Here is an 18,869-nt window from a genome sequence, read left to right on the forward strand (position 1 = left end):
AGCGCCGGCCCCGGGCGCACCCGCCGGGGGGCGCATGGCGGCCGGCACCCGCTCGACCGTGCTGGGCGCCATGTTCCTCATGGCGACCTCGGCGATCGGGCCCGGCTTCATCACCCAGACGACGACGTTCACCGTCCAGCTGGGTGCGGCGTTCGCATTCGCCATCCTGGTGTCGATCCTCATCGACATCGCGCTGCAGCTGAACGTGTGGCGGGTGATCGGCGTCTCCGGCCGCCGGGCGCAGGAGCTCGGCAACCTCGTCCTCCCGGGCCTCGGCTGGGCGATGGCCGCGCTGCTGGTCCTCGGCGGGTTGGTGTTCAACATCGGCAACGTCGCCGGCACCGGGCTGGGCCTGGACGCGCTGCTCGGCCTGGACCCCCGGCTCGGTGGCGCGCTGTCCGCGGTCGTCGCCATCGGGATCTTCCTCAGCCGGAAGGCGGGGGTGGCCGTCGACCGCATCGTCGTCGTCCTCGGCGTGGTCATGATCGTGCTGACCACGTGGATCGCCGTCACCTCGAGCCCGCCGGTGGGCACGGCGATGCGCAACGCCGTGTGGCCCGACGAGGTGGACTTCCTGGCGATCACCACGCTGGTCGGCGGCACGGTCGGCGGCTACATCGTCTACGCCGGGGCGCACCGGCTGCTGGACTCGGGGATCACCGGCACCGCCCACCTGCGCGCCATCACCCGCGGCTCGGTCACCGGCATCGTGGTCACCGGCGTCATGCGGGTCGTCCTGTTCCTGGCGATCCTCGGGGTGGTGGTCGGCGGCGCGGACCTCGGGGAGGAGAACCAGGCGGCCGCCGCGTTCGGCGAGGCCGCCGGCGAGGTCGGGATGCGGGTCTTCGGGCTCATCCTGTGGGCCGCGGCGATCACCAGCGTGATCGGCGCCTCCTACACCTCGGTGTCCTTCCTGACCTCGCGCGACCGGACCAGCGACCGCACCCGCACGCTGCTCGTCGTCGGCTTCATCCTGGTGAGCACCCTGGTGTTCGTCACCGCCGGCACGGCGCCGACGACGCTGCTGGTCTTCGCCGGCGCGTTCAACGGGCTGCTGCTGCCGATCGGCATCGCGGTCGTGCTGTTCGTGGCCACGCGGCGCGGCGACCTGCTGGGCGGCTACCGGTACCCCCGCTGGCTGCTCGCGATCGGCTGGCTGGCGTGGCTGGTCACGCTCTACCTCGCGGTCAACTCGGTGCGGCCCGTGATCGAGCTGTTCTGATGGGCACCGTGGACCTGAACTCCGACCTGGGCGAGGGCTTCGGCCAGTGGACGCTGGGCGACGACGAGGCGCTGCTCGGCGTCGTGACCAGCGCCAACGTGGCCTGCGGCTTCCACGCCGGTGATCCGGTGATCCTGCGGCGGGTGTGCGAGCAGGCCGCCGCGGCCGGTGTCGCCATCGGGGCGCAGGTGTCCTACCGCGACCTGGCCGGCTTCGGCCGGCGGTTCGTCGACGCCGAGCCCGACGAGCTCACCCAGGACGTGATCTACCAGATCGGTGCCCTCGAGGCCTTCGCCCGCGTGGCCGGCACGCGGGTCCGCTACGTCAAGCCGCACGGGGCGCTGTACAACGCCATCGTCGCGCACGAGGAGCAGGCGGCGGCCGTCGTGCGTGCCGTCGCCGAGTACGACCGCTCGCTGCCGGTGCTGGGCCTGCCCGGCTCGGCATGGCTGCGGCGTGCCGCCGACGCCGGGCTGACCGTCGTGGCCGAGGCGTTCGCCGACCGCGCCTACACGCCCGAGGGCACGTTGGTCCCCCGCCGGCAGCCCGGCGCGGTGCTGCACGACGCCGACGAGATCGCCCGCCGCTGCCTGGCCATGGCGCGGGGCGAGCCGATTCCCGACGTCAGCGGAGGCGCGCTGCACGTGCGGCCGGACTCGATCTGCGTGCACGGCGACACCCCCGGCGCAGTCGAGATCGCCCGGCGGGTGCGGACCGAACTGACCGGGGCGGGGATCGCGCTGGCCCCGTTCGCCGCCGCGTGATGCACGTGCTCCCCAGCGGGTCCACCGCGCTGCTCGTGGAGCTCGACGGGCTCGACGAGGTCCTCGGCCTGTACGCCGCGCTGGTCGACGAGCCGCTGCCCGGCGTGGTGGACGTCGTCCCCGCGGCACGCACGGTCCTGCTGGTGACCGACCCCGCGGTCACCGGGCTGCCCGAGGTCGAGGCCGCCGTGCGGCGGGTGCGCCCGCGGCCGGGGCGGGCGGGCACCAGGGGGACCGTCGAGCTGCCGGTGCACTACGACGGCGCCGACCTCGCCGACGTCGCCGCGCTGTGGAACGTCTCCCCCGACGAGGTCGTCGACCGGCACACCGGGGTGGGGTGGACCGTCGCCTTCTGCGGCTTCGCGCCCGGCTTCGGCTACTGCACGCCCGACGGCGAGCCCTGGGACGTGCCCCGCCGGGAGACCCCGCGGACCCGCGTGCCTGCCGGGGCCGTGGGCCTCGCCGGGCAGTTCAGCGGGGTGTACCCGCGGGAGTCGCCGGGCGGCTGGCAGCTGATCGGCCGCACCGACGTCGCCGTGTTCGACCTGACCCGCGACCCGGCGGCGCTGCTGCGGCCGGGCGTGCAGGTCCGGTTCGTGCGCGCATGAGCCGCACCGTCACGGTCGTGCAGACCGGCCCGCTGACCACGGTGCAGGACCTGGGCCGGCCGGGCCGCGGGGCGCTGGGCGTCGGCCGCTCCGGCGCCTGCGACCGGGCCGCGGCCGCGCTGGCCAACCGGCTGCTGGGCAACGACCCGGCCGCCGCGCTGCTCGAGGTCACCCTGGGCGGCCTGGTGCTGCGCGCCGACGCCGACCTCACCGTGGTCACCACCGGGGCGCGCTGCCCCGGGTCCGGGGCGCACAACGCGCCGCGCCCGCTGCCGGCCGGAGGCGAGCTGCGGCTGGCCCCGCCCGCCACCGGGCTGCGCACGTACGTGGGCCTGCGCGGCGGGATCGAGGTGGAGCCGGTGCTCGGCTCGCGGTCGACCGACCTGCTTTCCGGCCTGGGGCCGCCGGTCGTGTCGGCCGGCGACGTCCTGCCGGTCGGGACGGCGCGCGAGCCGATGCCGGACGCCGACCTCGCCCCGCTGGCCGATCCGGCCGGCGACGAGGTGGCCGTGCGGGTCCTGCCCGGCCCGCGGCAGGACTGGTTCGGCGACGACGCCTGGGCCGCGCTGACCTCCCGCCCGTGGACGGTGACCGCGGAGAGCAACCGGGTCGGCCTGCGACTGGACGGGGAACCGCTGCGCCGCGCGCGCGAGGGCGAGCTGCCCAGCGAGGGCATGGTGCGCGGCGCGCTGCAGGTGCCGCCGTCGGGCCTGCCGGTGCTGTTCCTCGCCGACGCCCCGGTGACCGGCGGCTACCCCGTCATCGGCTACGTCTCCGACGGCGACGTCGACCGCTGCGCGCAGCTGCGGCCCGGCCAGGCGCTGCGGCTGCACGGCTGAGCGGGCCGGCGCGTCAGGCCCCGCCCGCGCCGCGGACGGCGAGGGAGACCGCCAGCAGCACCATCACGACCGCGATGCCGCAGTCGAGCACGCGCCACGCCGCCGGCCGGGCGAACACCGGGCGCAGCAGCCGGGCGCCGAACCCCAGGCCGGTGAACCACAGGACGCTGCCGAGGGCGGCCCCGGCGGCGAACTCCCAGCGGTGCTCGCCGTAGGTCGAGGCGGTCGAGCCGAGCAGCACGACGGTGTCGAGGTAGACGTGCGGGTTGAGCCAGGTCAGGGCGAGGCACGTGGCGACGGTGGCGGCCAGGCCGGTCCGTACCCCCGTGGACCCGGGGAGCAGGACCGCGGGGCGCACGGCGCGCCGCGCGGCGAGCGCGCCGTAGGCCAGCAGGAAGCCCGCCCCGGCGAAGCAGATGACCGGGAGCAGCCACGGCGAGCCCGACACGACGGCGCCGGCCCCGAGGACGCCGGCGAGGATCAGCGCGACGTCGGACAGCGCGCACACCGCCACGACGACGGCGACGTGCTCCAGGCGCAGGCCCTGCCGCAGCACGAAGGCGTTCTGGGCGCCGATCGCGACGATGAGGCCCAGGCCCAGGGCGAGACCGGAGGCGGCGGCGACCAGCGCCGGCGTAGTGAGCACGGGAACGGACGCTAGGAGTGCCCCGGGAACCGGTCCAGCTCATGATTCTCAGCCACCGTTAGCGTTGCTGTCCGTGGACCTCGACCTCGGCCAGCTCCGCGCGCTCGACGCCACCGTCCGCGGCGGCACGCTGGAGGCGGCGGCCCGGGAGCTGCACGTGACGCCGTCGGCGGTCAGCCAGCGGCTGCGGGCGCTGGAGACGGCGACCGGACGGATCCTGCTCGTCCGCTCCAAGCCGGTGCAGGTCACCGAGTCCGGGCAGGCGGTGCTGCGGCTGGCCCGGCAGGTCGATCTGCTCGGCGCCGACGTCGCCCGCGAGCTCGGCAGCGCAGCGGCGGGCGGCCCCGCGGACGAGGCCGGCGGCGGGACCGGCCCGGCTCCCCCGCCGAGGCTGCCGATCGCGGTCAACGCCGACTCGATGGCGACCTGGCTGCTGCCCGCGCTGGCACCGCTCGCGGGTGAGGTCGCCTTCGACCTGCACCGCGACGACCAGGAGCACACCACGGCCCTGCTGCGCTCGGGCACGGTGATGGCGGCCGTGACCGCGCAGGCCCGGCCGGTCCCCGGCTGCACGTCCACCCGGCTGGGCGGCATGCGCTACCGGCCCATGGCCACACCGGAGTTCGCCCGCCGCTGGTTCCCCGACGGGCCCACGGCCCGGGCGCTCGCGCGGGCGCCGGTGGTCGTCTTCGACCGCAAGGACGACCTGCAGCACCGCTACCTGCACGCGGCGGCCGGGCCCGACGCCGACCCGCCGGTGCACTACGTGCCCGCCTCCGCCGACTGGGTGACCGCCGTCGCGCTGGGCCTGGGCTGGGGCATGGTGCCGGCCCCGCAGGCGCAGGCGGCCGGCACGGCGCTGGTCCGGCTCGACCCGGCCGCCGCCGTCGACGTCGTCCTCCACTGGCAGCAGTGGAAGCTGCGCTCACCCACCCTCGACCGGGTCGCCGCCGCCGTCCTCGAGGCGGCGGCGCGGGAGCTGGACGGGCCCTCGGCCGCCCGCTGACCGGCGCGGCGCCTCAGCCCACCGCGAGGTCGCGGCCGCGGAAGGCCGCGGCGGGCCGGCCGGGTCGACGACCCGGCGCGCGCCGCCGGGCGCGGCGGGCGCAGGATGTCGCCACCGGGTACCCGCGCCCGGACAGGCCCTGGGAGGACGTGCGTGGCTGCCGCGGACCCGCAGCCCCCGGACGCGGCGGGCGGGCTCGCCACCGGCGGCCGCGCGGGCGTCCTGGTGCTGGCCGGCCCGGCGGTGGCGCTGGTGCTCGTGGCCCTGTGCCTGCGCGGCCCGTTCGCCGCGGTCGGCCCGGTGACCGGGCAGCTCGGCACCGAGGTCGGGCTGGGCGGGGCCGCGCTGGCGGTGCTGACCGCGCTGCCGCTGGTCTGCCTCGGGCTGGTCTCCCCGCTCGCGCCGGTGCTCGCCGCGCGCTCGGGGGTGCACCGCGCCGTCCTCACCGGTGCCGCCGCGGTCGTCGCCGGCGTGCTGCTACGGCTGGCCGGCGCCCCGGGCCTGTTCGCCGGCACCGTCGTCCTGTGCGGGGGCATCGCGATCTGCAACGTGCTGCTGCCGGCCGCCGCCCGCGCCGACTCCGCCCGGCACAGCGCCACCGTCGTGGGGCTGACCACGGCCGGCATCGGCTTCTCCGCCGCCCTGGGGGCCGGGCTGGCGCAGCCGCTCACGGCCGCGACCGGGAGCGCCGTCACCGCGCTGGCCCTGTGGGCGGTGCCCGCGGGGGTCGCGGTGGTCGCCATCGGGCTGGTCGCCCGGCGGCGGGAACCGGCGGGCGCGCCGCCTCCGGCACGCCGGGGCGGGGGGATCCTGCGCGACCCCGTCGCGCTCGCCGTCACCGGGTACTTCGGGCTCCAGTCGCTGGGCTTCTACGCGATGCTGACCTGGCTGCCCGCCGTCCTCGCCGACGACGCCGGGGTCTCCCCCGTCGCCGCGGGCGGGCTGGTCGCCGTCGGGGCGGCGCTGACCGGCCCGGCGGCCCTCGTCGTCCCGCCCCTCGCGGTGCGCCGTCCCGGGCAGGTGCCCTGGGTCGTCGGCTTCGCCGTCCCGACCGCGGTGGCGCTGGGCGGGCTGCTGCTGGCGCCGTCGGCGGCGCCCGCGCTGTGGGCGCTGCTCTACGGGATCGGCACCGGGGGGTGCCTGCCGGTCGCGATGACGCTGGTGCTGCGGCGCACCCGGGACGTCGAGCAGACCGGCCGGCTCTCGGCGGCGGCGCAGACCGTCGGGTACCTGCTGGCCGCCACCGGCCCGCTGGCCGTGGGCCTGCTGCACGACGTCACCGGCGGGTGGCGCACCGGCCTGGTGCTGCTGCTCGTGCTCCTGGCGCTGCAGGTCGCCGTCGGCGTCGCGGCCGCCCGCCCGCGGCTGGTGCGCGAGCGGCCGGCCGCGGCGAGGGGTCAGAAGGGGTAGGCCGGCAGGTCCCCGCGCACCGTGACCCACTGCGTCTCGGTGAAGGCCTCGATGTTGGCCTGCGGCCCGCCGTGCCGAGAGCCGGTGCCCGACGCCCCCACGCCGCCGAAGGGCGCCACCGCCTCGTCGTTGACCGTCTGGTCGTTGATGTGCACCAGCCCCGACGGGATCCGCTCGGCCAGCTGCAGCCCGGCGTAGACGTCGCGGGTGAGGATGCCCAGCGAGAGGCCGTACTCGGTGCCCGACGCCAGCCCGATCACCTCCTCCAGCGAGGAGAACGGGGTCACCGGGGCGACCGGGCCGAAGATCTCCTCCTGGTAGGCCGGGTGGTCGATCGTCACGTCCCCGAGGACGGTCGGCCGGTAGAAGAGCCCGTCGAACTCCCCGCCGGTGCGCACCGAGGCCCCGGCGGAGACCGACGCGGTGACCAGCCCGTGCACCCGGTCGCGCTGCCCGGCGTCGATGAGCGGCCCCATCGCCACCTGCTCCCGGAAGGGGTCGCCGACCGGCAGCTTCGCCACCTTCTCGGTGAGCACCTGGGTGTACTCCTCGGCGATCGACTCGTGCACCAGGTGGCGCGAGGTCGCCATGCAGATCTGGCCCTGGTGGGAGAACGTCCCCCAGGCGCCCACCGACGCCGCCGCCGTCACGTCGACGTCGGGGAGGACGACGAGCGCCGAGTTGCCGCCGAGCTCCAGGTGCGCCCGCTTGAGGTGCTGCCCGGCCAGCGCGCCGACCGCGCGCCCGGCCCGCGTCGAGCCGGTGAAGGCGATGACGCGGACGGCGGGCGCCGTCACCAGCGCCTCGCCGACGTCCGCCCCGCCCGGCAGCACCTGCAGCACGCCCGCGGGCAACCCGGCCTCCTCGAAGACGCGGGCGAACATCGCGCCACCCGAGATGGCGGTGCGCGGGTCGGGCTTGAGGACGACGGCGTTGCCCAGCGCCAGCGCCGGCGCGATCGCGCGGATGGCGAGGATCGTCGGCACGTTGAACGGCGCGATCACCCCCACCACACCGGCCGGCACCCGCCGGGCGAACGACAGCCGCGGCGAGCCGGTGCGCAGCAGCTCGCCGTAGGGGTGCGAGGGCAGCGCGGAGGCCTCGTAGCACTCCTGCGCGCTGGTGTGCACCTGGAAGTCGCCGAAGGGCTGGATCGCGCCGGACTCGCGGGCCAGCCAGCCCCTGATCTCCTCGGCGTGCTCCTCGAGCACCTGGCCGGCCCGGCGCAGCACCCGGGCGCGCTCCTCGAAGGGCGCCGCGGCCCAGTCCCGCTGCGCGGCCGCGGCCCGGGCGGCGGCGGCCTCGACGTCGGCCGGCGTGGCCTTGCCGACCGGCGCGATGACCTGACCGGTGGCGGGCTCGACCGCGTCGTACGTGCCGCCGGAGCCGTCGGTCCAGGCGCCGGTCCAGACCTTGCCGTGCCATGCGCCGCTGCCGAGCAGGGCGCCGTCCTCGTGCTGTGCCATGGGGTCCTCTCAGTCGTCGGGGGTGCCGCGGAGCTCGGCCAATACGCTCTCCGCGACCTTGAAGGCGTGGTTGGCCGCCGGCACGCCGGCGTAGACCGCCGCGTGCTGGAGGACCTCGGCGATGTCGGCCTCGGTCAGGCCGTTGGTCACCGCGGCGCGCACGTGCAGCGCGAACTCGTCCCAGTGCCGCAGCGCGACGGTGATCGACAGGGTGGCGATGCTGCGCTCGCGACGGGTCAGGCCCGGGCGCTGCCAGACGTCGCCCCAGGCCACCCGGGTGATGAAGTCCTGGAAGCCCGCGGTGAGGGACGTCGTCGCGGCCATCGCGCGGTCGACGTGCGCGTCCCCGAGCACCTCGCGCCGGGTGCGCATGCCCGCGGCGCGACGCTCCTCGTCGGTGGTGGGCAGGTCCTCCGCAGCGCCGCTCACCGGCCGGCCCCGTCGAGGTGGGCGAGCAGGGCTCCGGTGACCTCGGGCGTGCGCTCGAGGTTGGCCAGGTGCGCCGCGGGACTCACCGAGAGGAGCTCGGCGCCGGCGATCCCGGCGGCGATGGCCTCCTGGTGCGCCGGCGGCAGCGCCGGGTCCTCGGCGCCGGAGACGACGAGGGTCGGCGCGGTGATGCGGGCCAGGTCCGCGCGCAGGTCCATCCCGGCGACGACCTCGCAGCAGGCGGCGTACCCCTCGTCGTCGGCCGCGGCGATCATCGCCTCGAGCCGGGCGACCAGGTCGGGGTGGTCCGCCGCGTACGGCGGGGTGAGCCAGCGGCTCACGACCGTGGCCGCCAGCGGCGCCGTCCCGCCGGAGCGCGCGGCCGCCGCCCGGTCGAGGAAGCCCTGCGGATCGGCCTTCGCCGAGCTGCACAGGACCGCCAGCCGCGACACCCGCGCCGGCTCGCGCGCGGCCAGCCGCAGCGCCGTCATGCCGCCCAGCGACAGCCCGACGACGTGCGCCCGCGCGGCGCCGACGCGGTCCAGCAGCGCGACGAGGTCGTCCACCAGGTCGTCGAGGGTGTAGGGCCCGGCCGGCGCCGGCGACTCCCCGTGCCCCCGGGTGTCGTAGGTGACCACGCGGTAGCGCTCGGCCAGCGCCGGCACCTGCGGGTCCCACATGGCCCGCGTGGCTCCCAGCGAGTTGGAGAGGACGACGACCGGCGCGCCGGCCGGCCCGTCCTCGGTGTGGGCGACCTCGACCGCGCTCATGCCTCTCCCTCCGCCAGCCGCGCGTGCTCGGCGAGCGCGGCGTCCACCTGGGCCCCGGCCTCCCCGACGTCCGGCACCGCGGCGGCGAGCACGGCCGCGGGGTCGACGTCGGTCCGGCCGGCGACGACCTCCGCCAGCGGCCGCCCGGTCGCCCGCGCCTCGCGGGTCGCCGCCGCGGCCGCGTCGTGCGCCGCCGACCGGCCCAGCGACGGCGTCAGCGCCTCGGCGAGCGCGGCGGCCAGCGGCCCCTCCCCGGCGGCGGCCACCGTCGCGGCCATCCGGCCGGTGTCCACGCGCAGCGACGCCAGCGACTCGGCCAGCCACGACGCGGCCGACCCGGCGGTGACCAGCAGGTCGGCCAGCGTGGGCCACTCCGCGTGCCAGGCGCCGGCGGCCCGCTCGTGCTCCTGCTCCATCGCCGCGAGCAGCGTCGCCACCAGCCCCGGCGCCCGGCGCGCGCAGGCCCGGGCGGAGATCGCGGCGACCGGGTTGTGCTTGTGCGGCATCGCCGACGAGCCGCCGCGGCCGGGCGCCACCTCGGCCACCTCGGCGACCTCGGACTGGGCCAGCAGGACGACGTCGACGGCGACCGTGGCCACCGCGCCGGCCGCCGCCCCCAGGGCGCCGGCCAGGTCGGCGATCGGCAGCCGCACGGTGTGCCACGGCACGGCGGTGGCGACCAGCCCCAGCTCCTCGGCCAGCGCCGCGCGGACCTGCAGCCCGGCGCCGCGGCCGGCGGCCAGCGTGCCCACGGCCCCGCCGTACTGGACCGGCAGCGAGGCGACCACCTCGGCCAGCCGCAGCCGCGCGCCGTCCAGGGCGGCCAGCCAGCCGGCGGCCTTGAGCCCGAACGTCGTCGGCAGGCCCTGCTGGAGAAGCGTGCGGCCGGCCAGCACGTCGTCGCGGTGGGTGCGGGCCAGCCCGGCCGCGGACGAGGCGGCGGCGGCCAGGTCGCCGTCCAGCGCCGAGATCGCGTCCCGGGCCATGAGCAGCAGCGCGGTGTCGACGACGTCCTGGCTGGTGGCGCCCACGTGCACCGCGACGGCGTCCCGCTCCCCCACCGCGTCGGCCAGCGCGCGCACCAGCGGCGGCACGGGGTTGCCCGCGTCGGCGGCGCGGGCGACGACGGTAGCGAGGTCCAGCCGCCCCGGCTCGGCGCAGGCGGCGGTCACGGCGTCGGCCGCGGTCGTCGGCACCAGCCCGGCGCGGGCGGCGGCGCGGGCCAGCGCCGCCTCCACCGCCAGCAGCGCCCGGAACCACGCGTCGCCGGAGACCGCGCCCGCGGCGCCGCCGCGGGCGAAGGTGCCGTCGAGGAGCCCTGTCACGCCGCCCTGCCTACCAGCCGCACCCGCACCCCGCTCAGACCGCGAAGAACACGGTCTCGGCCTCGCCCTGCAGCCGCACGTCGAAGCGGTACCCGTCGTCGGTGGGGGTGGCCAGCAGCGTGGACCGGCGGTCGGCGGGCAGGCCCCGCAGCACGGCGTCGTCCGCGTTGGCCGCCGCCTCGTCGGCGAAGTAGATCCGGGTGACCACCCGGTCGAGCAGGCCCCGGGCGAAGACGGACACGTCGACGTGCGGCGCCTGCATGCCGCCCTCGCCGTCGGGCACCGGGCCGGGCTTGAGCGTGAACACCGCGAACTCCCCGGTGAGCGTCTGGGCGCGGGCGTGGCCGCGGAAGCCGGGGTACGCGGCGGCGCCGCGCGGGTCCTCCGGCGAGGCGAAGCGGCCGTCGGGGTCGGCCTGCCAGGTCTCGACCAGCGCGTCGGGCACGACGTCGCCGGCGCCGTCGAGCACCCGGCCGCGGATCCAGAACCCGCCCGCGGTGCCCTCGGCCGCGGCCCACGGCCCGTCGGGCCAGGTCAGGCCGATGGCCAGGTAGGGACCGACGGTGGCGCTGGGGGTGGTGCCCAGCCGCAGCGGCCCGGTGAGGAAGCCCGACCCGCGCTGCCCCGACCGCGGCTGGAACGGGCCCGGCGGGTCGGCCGGCACGTCGAGGGGGTCCACGAACCGGTCGCTCACGCCACGTCCCCGTCCTCGTCGCCGTCGGACAGGGCCTCGAAGGGGGTCTGCTCGGTCCCGCGCAGCACGATGTCCCACTCGAAGGCCAGCGCCCAGTTGTCCTGGCTCCGCTCCAGGGAGAACCGGCTGATCGCGCGGTGGCGGGCCCCCGGCGGGATGGCGGTGAAGATGGGGTCCTGCCCGAACAGCGGGTCGTCGGGGAAGTACATCTGGGTGACCAGGCGCTGGGTGAACGCCCGGCCGAACAGCGAGAAGTGGATGTGCGCCGGGCGCCAGGCGTTGTGGTGGTTCCCCCACGGGTAGGCGCCGGGCTTGACGGTGAGGAACTCGTAGCGGCCCAGGTCGTCGGTGACCACCCGGCCGAGGCCGTCGAAGTGCGGGTCCAGGGGCGCCGGCCAGGTGTCGACGACGTGCCGGTAGCGGCCCGCGGCGTTGGCCTGCCACACCTCGACCAGCGCGCCGGGCACCGGCCGGCCGTCGCTGTCGAGCACCCGGCCGTGCACCAGGATCCGCTGCCCGAGCGCCTCGCCCCCGTTGCGCCAGGTGAGGTCGGCGTCGTGCGGCAGCACCCGGTCCTCGCCGAGCACCGGGCCGGTGACCTCGGTGAGCCGGTGCGGCAGGTCGACCGGCGCGCGGAGCGGGGCGCGCAGGGCGGTGCTGCGGTAGCCCGGGTAGGCCAGCGGCACGCGCCGGTCGGGGTCCTCGCGCAGGTAGCGCGGCAGGACCAGCGCGCTGTCGGACGTGCTCCGCGTCATGCTCCGACCGTAGGTGGCGGCGCCGGCCGGCGCTAAGCTCGGTCTCCCACTGGACGGAAGGAGCTCCCGTGGCCGGAGGCGCGGCGGCCCCGGGGCGGTCGGTCACCTCCCGGGCGCTGGCGGTTCTGGACGCCTTCGGGCCGGACTCCCCGCGGCTGACCCTCACCGAGATCGCGACCCGGTCGGGCACCCCGCTGTCGACCGCGCACCGGCTGGTCGCCGAGCTCGTCGCGTGGGGCGGCCTGGCCCGGCGTCCCGACGGCCGCTACGAGATCGGCCGGCGGCTGTGGGACCTCGGCCTGCTGGCCCCGGTGCAGGCCGAGCTGCGGTCGGTCGCCGCCCCCTTCCTCCTCGACGTGCACACCGCCACCCGCGACACCGTGCACCTCGCCGTCCGCGAGGGACCGGCGGCGCTCTACGTCGAGCGGATCTCCGGCCGGGAGTCGGTGCCGGTCGTCAGCCAGGTCGGCAGCCGGCTGCCGCTGCACGCGACCGGCGTCGGCAAGGTGCTGCTCGCCGCCGCACCGGACGACGTCGTCGAGCAGGTGCTGCGCTCCCCGAGCCGGCCGACCCGGCACACCGTCGTCGACCCGCGCCGGCTGCGCCGCGAGCTGGCCGACGTCCGCCGCCGGGGGTACGCCCGCACCGCGGAGGAGATGTCGCTGGGCACCCACTCGGTCGCCGTCCCCGTGCGGGTGGAGGGGACGGCGGTCGTGGCCGCGGCGCTCGGCGTCGTCGTCCCCTCGTCGCGGCGGGACGTCACCCGCCTCGCACCGGTGCTCGAGGTCGCCGCGCGCGGCATCGGCCGCCAGCTGGCACGGGTGCGCGACTTCCGCTGAGCGGGAGCGCCGGGTTCCCGGCCGGCAGGCCCGCGGTCACACTCGGCGACGTGCGCACTCAGGTGGGGATCATCGGGGCGGGGCCGGCCGGACTGCTGCTGTCGCGGCTGCTGCACCTGCAGGGCATCGACTCGGTGGTGCTGGAGAACCGCTCGCGGGAGTACGTCGAGGCCCGCATCCGCGCCGGGATCCTCGAGCAGCACACCGTCGACACGCTGACCGCCGCGGGCGTCGGCGACCGGCTGCACCGAGAGGGCCTGGAGCACGCGGGCATCCACCTGCAGTACCCCGGCACCCGGCACACCCTCGACTTCCCCGAGCTGTGCGGGCGCACCGTGTGGGTCTACGGGCAGACCGAGGTGACCAAGGACCTCATCGCCACCCAGCTCGCCGGCGGCCCGCCGCTGCTGTTCGGGGTCTCCGACGTCGTCCCCGAGGACGTCGACGGCGAGTCCCCGCGGATCCGCTTCACCGACGCCGACGGCACCCCCCGCGTGCTGGAGTGCGACGTGATCGCCGGGACGGACGGCTTCCACGGCCCGTCCCGCGCGGTCGTCGCGGCGGGGCCGGGGGGTGCGCGGGTCTGGGAGCGCACCTACCCCTACGCCTGGCTGGGCATCCTGGCCGACGCCGCACCGGCCACCGAGGAGCTCATCTACGCCTGGCACCCCGACGGCTTCGCGCTGTACTCGATGCGCTCGCCGCAGGTCTCCCGCCTGTACCTGCAGGTCGACCCGGCGGAGCGGATCGAGGACTGGTCCGACGACCGGATCTGGGAGGGGCTGGCCACCCGGTTCGCCCTCGACGGCTGGGGGATCAGCACCGGGGCGATCACCGAGAAGTCGATCCTGCCGATGCGGTCCTTCGTGAGCGCGCCGATGCGCCGCGGCCGGCTGTTCCTCGCCGGCGACGCCGCGCACATCGTGCCGCCCACCGGCGCCAAGGGCCTCAACCTCGCCGTCGCCGACGTGACGCTGCTGGCCGCCGCGCTGGTCCGTCTGCTGCAGGAGAAGCGGACCGACCTGGTCGACGCCTACTCCGACACCGCGCTGCGCCGCGTCTGGCGGTGCACGCACTTCTCCTGGTGGATGACGTCGATGCTGCACACCTCCGGGGACGACTTCGACGCCCAGCTGCAGCTGTCGCAGCTGCGGCGGGTGTGCTCCTCGGAGGCGGCCGCGCGCGAGCTCGCGGAGAACTACACCGGCCTGCCGATCGAGCGGTGAGCCGGACACCCCCGCGCACCCGCCGGCGGGGGACCGGCGGGGACACTGCTGCGGTGACCAGCGCCGGGGACGTGCCGGAGAGCGCTCCCCGGGGCCTGGTCCCGGTGCTGGTGGCCACGGTCGCCGTCGTCGCGGTGATCAGCAGCCTCGGCGCTCCGCTGGTCCCGGAGATCGCCGCCACGCACGACGTCCCGGTGCACACCGCCCAGTGGGCGCTCACCGTCACCTTCCTGGTGGGTGCGGTGGCCACGCCGGTGCTCGGCCGGCTCGGCGACGGGCCGCACCGGCGGCGGGTGGTGCTCACCGCGCTCGCCGTCGTGGTCGCCGGCAGCGCGCTGGCCGCGCTCCCGCTCGGCTTCGGCTGGCTGGTGGCCGGCCGCGCCCTGCAGGGCATGGGCCTGGGCCTGGCCCCGCTGGCCATGGCCACCGCCAGGGAGGCGCTGACCGGCGCCCGCCAGCGGGCCGCGATCGCGGCGCTGTCCATCACCGTCGTGGCCGGGGTGGGGCTGGGCTACCCGGTGGCCGGCCTGGCCGCCGAGCTGGGCGGGCTGCACGCGGCCTTCTGGTTCGGCGCCGCCGTGGCGGCGCTGGCCCTGGTGGCCGGCGCGCTGGTGCTGCCCCCGTCCCGGGCCCCCGGCGGACGCCGGATCGACCTGCCGGGCGCGCTGCTGCTCGGGACGACGCTGGCGGCCGGGCTCCTCGTGCTCAGCGAGGGCGGCGCCTGGGGCTGGACGTCGCCCGCGGTGCTCGGGCTCGCCGCCACCGCGCTGCTGGGCGCGGCCGGCTGGGCCGGCTGGGCGCTGCGCACCCCCACGCCGCTGGTCGACCTGCGGCTCGCGCGCGGCCGGTCGGCGGCGACCGCCCACCTGGCCTCCCTGCTCGTCGGGCTGACCAACTACCTGCTGCTGTCGTCGGCCACCGTGTTCGCGCAGACGCCCACCGCCTCCGGCTACGGCTTCGGCGCCTCGGTCGTCACCGCGGGACTGGTCCTGGTGCCCTTCTCGCTGGCCAGCGTGGCGGCCAGCCGCGCCGCGCGGGCGCTCAGCGACCGGTCCGGGCCGCACGTCGCCGTGCCCGTCGGCGCCCTGCTGCTCGCCGCCGGGCTGGGGCTCTACGCGCTCACGCCGTCGAGCCTGTGGACGCTGGGCGCGGTGATGGCGGTCGCCGGGCTCGGCACCGGAGCGGTGTTCGCCCTGCTGCCGGCGCTGGTCGTCTCCGCCGTCCCGCCGCAGGAGACGGGCAGCGCCATGAGCCTCAACCAGGTGCTGCGCTACGTCGGCTTCGCCACCGGGAGCGCGGGAACCGCCGCCGTGCTCGACGCGGCGGCCACGCCGGGCGGCGCGCCCGCCCCGTGGGCCTTCACCGCACTGGGCCTGGCCGGGCTGGGGGTGGGGGTGCTGACCGCGCTGGTCACCTGGGCGCTGCCGCCGCGGCGCGGCGTCCCGGGCGGCCGCCCGCCGGCCTCGCCCGCGCTCAGCGGCCGGCGTCGAGCAGGGTGAGGACGGCGTCGGCGGTGCCCGGCGCCAGCGGGAGGTGCGGCAGCACGCCGGCGACCTCGTCGGGCTCGATGCCCTCGGCGAGCAGCAGGGCGAGCAGCCGGCCGGCCTCGGCGGGCACCACCGGAGCGGCGGGCCCGCCGCCGGCGAGCGCGGCCCGGGCCAGGAAGACCGCCCCGGAGGCCGCCGGGTCCTCGGCCGGCGCGGCCGGGGCCGGCGGGGCGGCCGCCTCGCGGGTGAGCGCCTCGGCGCGGCGGACCAGCGACAGCGGCAGCCCCTCGGCCTCCACCTGCAGCAGCGGGACCCCGCCGAGGGCGGCCAGGACCAGGTGCTCGGCGTCGGTGCGCACCGGCACCTCCCACTCCCCCGCGGCGACCACGGCGGGCAGGTCGCTCCCGTCCTCCCCCAGGTCCTCCAGCAGGTCGCGCCACTCGGCGGGACGGGTGGCGCGGGCGCGCTCGGCGGCCAGCACGCAGGTGTGCAGCGCGAAGGGCTCGATGACCTCCCGGTCGAACCGGTCGGCGAGGAGGACGCCGTCGGGGCCGACGGCGTTCAGCGCGTCGGCGAAGCTGCCCGGGCGGGCGTCGCCGAGGTCGAGGCGGCCGTCCTCCTCACCGCTGAGCTTCTGACCGGTCGCGGCCAGGTCCCCCATCGTGCCGCCGGCCTCCACCAGCCGCCCGCGGCGGCGCAGGTACGCGGGGCGGTCGGACAGGCCCACCGACCAGGCGCACGCCTCGGCGATGAGCGCACCGGTCCGCTCGCGCAGGACGCTCCGGCACAGCAGTCCCATCCAGTCGACGTCGAACACGTCCTCCAGCGTGCCCCGCCCCCGGCCGCGGCCCTCCTCCTCGGAGCGGCCGGGCCGGTCCGTGCTACCGACGAGTAACAGATGTGGGATCGTCGTCGTCACCACGCACGAGAGGGCGTCGGCTCCGTCGGCCGGCGTCAGGAGAGAGGTCCGATGCGGTTGCAGCTGTCCCCGGAGCTCGAGGCGTTCCGGGAGGAGATGCGCACCTTCTTCACCACGCAGGTGCCCCAGGAGATCCGGGACACCGTCGCCGCCCGCCGCCACCTGGGCAAGGACGACTACGTCCGCGCGCAGCGGGCGCTGAACGCCGCCGGCCTGGCCGTGCCGCACTGGCCGGTCGAGTGGGGCGGCAAGGACTGGACGCCGCTGCAGCGCCACATCTGGCGCGAGGAGATGCAGCTGGCCTGCGTCCCCGAGCCGCTGGCGTTCAACACGAGCATGATCGGCCCGGTGCTGGCGCAGTTCGGCAGCCAGGAGCAGAAGGAGCGCTTCCTTCCGGAGACCGCCAACCTCGACATCTGGTGGTGCCAGGGCTTCTCCGAGCCCGATGCCGGCTCCGACCTCGCGTCGCTGCGCACCACCGCCGTCCGGGACGGCGACGACTGGATCGTCAACGGCCAGAAGACGTGGACCACCCTCGGTCAGTACGCCGACTGGATCTTCTGCCTGTGCCGGACCGACCCGACCGCGGAGAAGAAGCAGCGCGGCATCTCGATGCTGCTGTTCCCGATGGACACCCCCGGGGTGACGCTGCGGCCGATCGAGCTGCTCGACGGCGGGCACGAGGTCAACGAGGTCTTCTTCGAGGACGTGCGCGTCCCCGCCGAGAACCTGGTCGGCGAGGAGAACCAGGGCTGGACGATGGCGAAGTTCCTGCTCGGCAACGAGCGGGTCGGCATCGCCCGGGTCGGCACCACCAAGCACTACCTGAAGCTGGCCAAGGAGCTGGCCCGCGAGGTGACCGTCGGCGGCCGCACGCTGCTCGACGACCCCCGGATGGCCGGGCGCATCGCCGAGACGGAGAACGAGCTGCTCGCCCTCGAGCTGACCGCGCTGCGCGTGGTCGCGAACTCCGCCGACGGCAAGCCGCACCCGGCGTCGTCGGTGCTCAAGCTCCGGGGGTCGGAGCTGCAGCAGGCCGCCACCGAGCTGCTGGTCGACATCGCCGGCCCGCTCTCGCTGGCCTCGTTCGCCGACGGCGGCTCCGAGGTGCCCGACTGGGCCCGCGTGGCCACGCCGGAGTACCTGAACTACCGCAAGGTCTCCATCTACGGAGGCTCCAACGAGGTGCAGCGCACCATCATCGCCGGCACGATCCTGGGGCTCTGACGAGATGAACTTCGAGTTCGACAGCGAGCAGAACGACCTGCGCGACGCCGTCCGCGGCCTGCTGGAGCGCGCCTACGGCGACGCCGAGCAGCGCCGCCAGGTCACCAGGAACGATCCCGGCTTCGACGAGAAGACCTGGGGCCAGCTGGCCGAGATGGGCATGCTCGGGCTGCCGTTCGCCGAGTCCGACGGCGGCATGGGCGCCGGCCCGATCGAGGTGGCGATCGTCGCCGAGCAGATCGGCCGGGTGCTGGCGCCCGAGCCGTTCGTCGAGGCCGTCGTGCTGGCCGGCGGCCTGGTCGCCGCCGTCGGCACCGCCGAGCAGCGCGCCGAGCTGCTGACCCCGCTCAGCGAGGGCAGCAGCGTCCTGGCCTTCGCCCACGCCGAGCCGCGCACCCGGTGGAGCGCCGCGGCGCAGGGCGTGACCGCGACGCGGGACGGCGACTCCTGGACGCTGACCGGGGTCAAGGAGCCGGTGCTGAACGGCGCCCGCGCCGACGTCCTCGTGGTCAGCGCGGTCACCGACGGCGGCACCGCGCTGTTCGTGGTCGGCGGGGACGCCTCCGGGCTGACCCGCACCGGCTACCGCACCCACGACGGCGGCCGCGCGGCCAACGTCACCTTCGCCTCGACCCCGGCCCGGCTGCTGGGTGAGGGCACCGCGGACCGCACCGCCGACATCGGGAAGGCCTTCGCGCTGGCGCGGATCGCCTACGCCAACGAGGCGGTCGGCGCGATGGAGACCGCGCTGCGCACCACGGCGGAGTACCTGACGCAGCGCAAGCAGTTCGGGGTGACGCTGAACAAGTTCCAGGCGCTCACCTTCCGCGCCGCGGACATGTACGTGTCCCTGGAGCTGGCCCGCAGCACCGCGCTGTGGGCGAGCATGGTCGCCGACGCCGGCGGGGACGTCGTCGCCGCGGCCGACCGTGCCCGGCTGCAGACCAGCCGCGCCGGCCGGCACATCGGCGAGGAGGCCATCCAGCTGCACGGCGGCATCGGCGTGACCGCGGAGTACAAGGTCGGCCACTACACCAGCCGGCTCACCGCCATCGACCACGTGCTGGGCGACGGCGACTGGGCGCTGGACCGGCTGGCCGCGACCGTGGGCGACCACGCGACGGTCGACCCGCTGGGCGAGCCCTACGCCCCCGGCGCCGGCGGCCCCTCCCGGGCCCCCCGCCACCTCCCCCGCCACCTCCTCTTCGCCACCCGCGCCATCGGCTGCGGGTGGAGC

Annotated in this window: 19 protein-coding genes; 11 read left to right on the forward strand and 8 right to left on the reverse strand. The window is 76.9% G+C overall.

The annotated features are described in order from the left end of the window. Positions 1-34 precede the first annotated feature (34 nt). The 4 genes from ACK586_RS11995 to ACK586_RS12010 are packed head-to-tail and all read left to right on the forward strand — an operon-like array spanning position 35 to position 3,433. Positions 35-1,222 carry an NRAMP family divalent metal transporter gene (locus ACK586_RS11995; protein ID WP_409330712.1) on the forward strand — a complete coding sequence of 396 codons (1,188 nt, stop codon included), beginning with the start codon at positions 35-37 and terminating at the stop codon, positions 1,220-1,222. Next, positions 1,222-1,986: a LamB/YcsF family protein gene (locus ACK586_RS12000; RefSeq protein WP_409330713.1), complete on the forward strand. Its 765-nt coding sequence runs from the start codon at positions 1,222-1,224 to the stop codon at positions 1,984-1,986. Before ACK586_RS11995 ends, ACK586_RS12000 begins: the two co-directional genes overlap by 1 nt. After that, a complete protein-coding gene (locus tag ACK586_RS12005; protein WP_409330747.1) occupies positions 1,986-2,594 on the forward strand; it encodes a 5-oxoprolinase subunit B family protein in 609 nt (202 codons plus the stop codon). Before ACK586_RS12000 ends, ACK586_RS12005 begins: the two co-directional genes overlap by 1 nt. Continuing rightward, positions 2,591-3,433, forward strand: coding sequence for a 5-oxoprolinase subunit C family protein (locus ACK586_RS12010; RefSeq protein WP_409330714.1), 843 nt, complete (start codon positions 2,591-2,593; stop codon positions 3,431-3,433). Before ACK586_RS12005 ends, ACK586_RS12010 begins: the two co-directional genes overlap by 4 nt. A 13-nt stretch (positions 3,434-3,446) precedes the next feature. Here the strand turns inward: ACK586_RS12010 and ACK586_RS12015 are convergent, their stop codons facing one another. Beyond that, positions 3,447-4,079, reverse strand: coding sequence for a LysE/ArgO family amino acid transporter (locus tag ACK586_RS12015; protein WP_409330715.1), 633 nt, complete (start codon positions 4,077-4,079; stop codon positions 3,447-3,449). Between the two features lie 73 nt (positions 4,080-4,152). Between ACK586_RS12015 and ACK586_RS12020 the strand changes: the two genes are divergently transcribed. Further along, positions 4,153-5,085 carry a LysR family transcriptional regulator ArgP gene (locus ACK586_RS12020; RefSeq protein ID WP_409330716.1) on the forward strand — a complete coding sequence of 311 codons (933 nt, stop codon included), beginning with the start codon at positions 4,153-4,155 and terminating at the stop codon, positions 5,083-5,085. Positions 5,086-5,238: 153 nt separating this feature from the next. Then, entirely contained in the window at positions 5,239-6,495 is a 1,257-nt protein-coding gene (locus ACK586_RS12025; RefSeq protein ID WP_409330717.1) for an MFS transporter, read from the forward strand. On the opposite strand, the gene ACK586_RS12030 is transcribed toward ACK586_RS12025, so the two are convergent. Genes ACK586_RS12030 through pcaH form a run of 6 tightly spaced genes read right to left on the reverse strand, consistent with a single transcriptional unit; the run spans position 6,483 to position 11,934 of the window. Continuing rightward, positions 6,483-7,961 (reverse strand): benzaldehyde dehydrogenase, encoded by a 1,479-nt coding sequence (locus tag ACK586_RS12030; RefSeq protein ID WP_409330718.1) that lies wholly within the window; start codon positions 7,959-7,961, stop codon positions 6,483-6,485. The two genes, ACK586_RS12025 and ACK586_RS12030, sit on opposite strands and share 13 nt — an antisense overlap. A 9-nt stretch (positions 7,962-7,970) precedes the next feature. Beyond that, positions 7,971-8,390, reverse strand: a complete 420-nt coding sequence (gene pcaC / locus ACK586_RS12035) for a 4-carboxymuconolactone decarboxylase (protein WP_409330719.1) — start codon at positions 8,388-8,390, stop codon at positions 7,971-7,973. Next, positions 8,387-9,160, reverse strand: coding sequence for a 3-oxoadipate enol-lactonase (gene pcaD / locus ACK586_RS12040; RefSeq protein ID WP_409330720.1), 774 nt, complete (start codon positions 9,158-9,160; stop codon positions 8,387-8,389). Before pcaD ends, pcaC begins: the two co-directional genes overlap by 4 nt. Beyond that, positions 9,157-10,485, reverse strand: a complete 1,329-nt coding sequence (gene pcaB, locus ACK586_RS12045) for a 3-carboxy-cis,cis-muconate cycloisomerase (RefSeq protein WP_409330721.1) — start codon at positions 10,483-10,485, stop codon at positions 9,157-9,159. Before pcaB ends, pcaD begins: the two co-directional genes overlap by 4 nt. A 34-nt stretch (positions 10,486-10,519) precedes the next feature. Further along, positions 10,520-11,179 (reverse strand): protocatechuate 3,4-dioxygenase subunit alpha, encoded by a 660-nt coding sequence (gene pcaG, locus ACK586_RS12050; RefSeq protein WP_409330722.1) that lies wholly within the window; start codon positions 11,177-11,179, stop codon positions 10,520-10,522. Beyond that, on the reverse strand, positions 11,176-11,934 hold the full coding sequence (pcaH, locus tag ACK586_RS12055; RefSeq protein WP_409330723.1) for a protocatechuate 3,4-dioxygenase subunit beta: 759 nt from the start codon (positions 11,932-11,934) through the stop codon (positions 11,176-11,178). The genes pcaG and pcaH overlap by 4 nt, the downstream gene beginning before the upstream one ends. A gap of 68 nt (positions 11,935-12,002) precedes the next feature. Here pcaH and ACK586_RS12060 point away from each other — a divergent pair, with 68 nt between their 5' ends. From ACK586_RS12060 to ACK586_RS12070, 3 genes are read left to right on the forward strand one after another with little or no spacing between them, the layout of a single operon-like run. Continuing rightward, the gene (locus ACK586_RS12060; protein WP_409330724.1) at positions 12,003-12,773 is read left to right on the forward strand and encodes an IclR family transcriptional regulator; all 771 of its coding nucleotides are present in this window, start codon (positions 12,003-12,005) and stop codon (positions 12,771-12,773) included. A 50-nt stretch (positions 12,774-12,823) separates the two neighbouring features. Further along, on the forward strand, positions 12,824-13,999 hold the full coding sequence (locus ACK586_RS12065; protein ID WP_409330725.1) for a 4-hydroxybenzoate 3-monooxygenase: 1,176 nt from the start codon (positions 12,824-12,826) through the stop codon (positions 13,997-13,999). A 53-nt stretch (positions 14,000-14,052) separates the two neighbouring features. Next, positions 14,053-15,498 carry an MFS transporter gene (locus tag ACK586_RS12070; RefSeq protein WP_409330726.1) on the forward strand — a complete coding sequence of 482 codons (1,446 nt, stop codon included), beginning with the start codon at positions 14,053-14,055 and terminating at the stop codon, positions 15,496-15,498. Here the strand turns inward: ACK586_RS12070 and ACK586_RS12075 are convergent. Then, complete coding sequence (locus tag ACK586_RS12075) at positions 15,473-16,303, reverse strand: hypothetical protein (RefSeq protein ID WP_409330727.1); 831 nt, start codon at positions 16,301-16,303, stop codon at positions 15,473-15,475. The genes ACK586_RS12070 and ACK586_RS12075 overlap by 26 nt on opposite strands. A 153-nt stretch (positions 16,304-16,456) precedes the next feature. Here ACK586_RS12075 and ACK586_RS12080 point away from each other — a divergent pair, with 153 nt between their 5' ends. Both ACK586_RS12080 and ACK586_RS12085 read left to right on the forward strand, forming a co-directional pair. Next, positions 16,457-17,632 carry an acyl-CoA dehydrogenase family protein gene (locus tag ACK586_RS12080; RefSeq protein ID WP_409330728.1) on the forward strand — a complete coding sequence of 392 codons (1,176 nt, stop codon included), beginning with the start codon at positions 16,457-16,459 and terminating at the stop codon, positions 17,630-17,632. Positions 17,633-17,636: 4 nt separating this feature from the next. Then, positions 17,637-18,869, forward strand: a 1,233-nt coding sequence (locus ACK586_RS12085) for an acyl-CoA dehydrogenase family protein (RefSeq protein WP_409330729.1), incomplete at its 3' end; no start/stop codon positions are given.

It is taken from the genome of Trujillonella humicola, assembly GCF_046233715.1.
GTDB lineage: Bacteria > Actinomycetota > Actinomycetes > Mycobacteriales > Geodermatophilaceae > Trujillonella > Trujillonella humicola.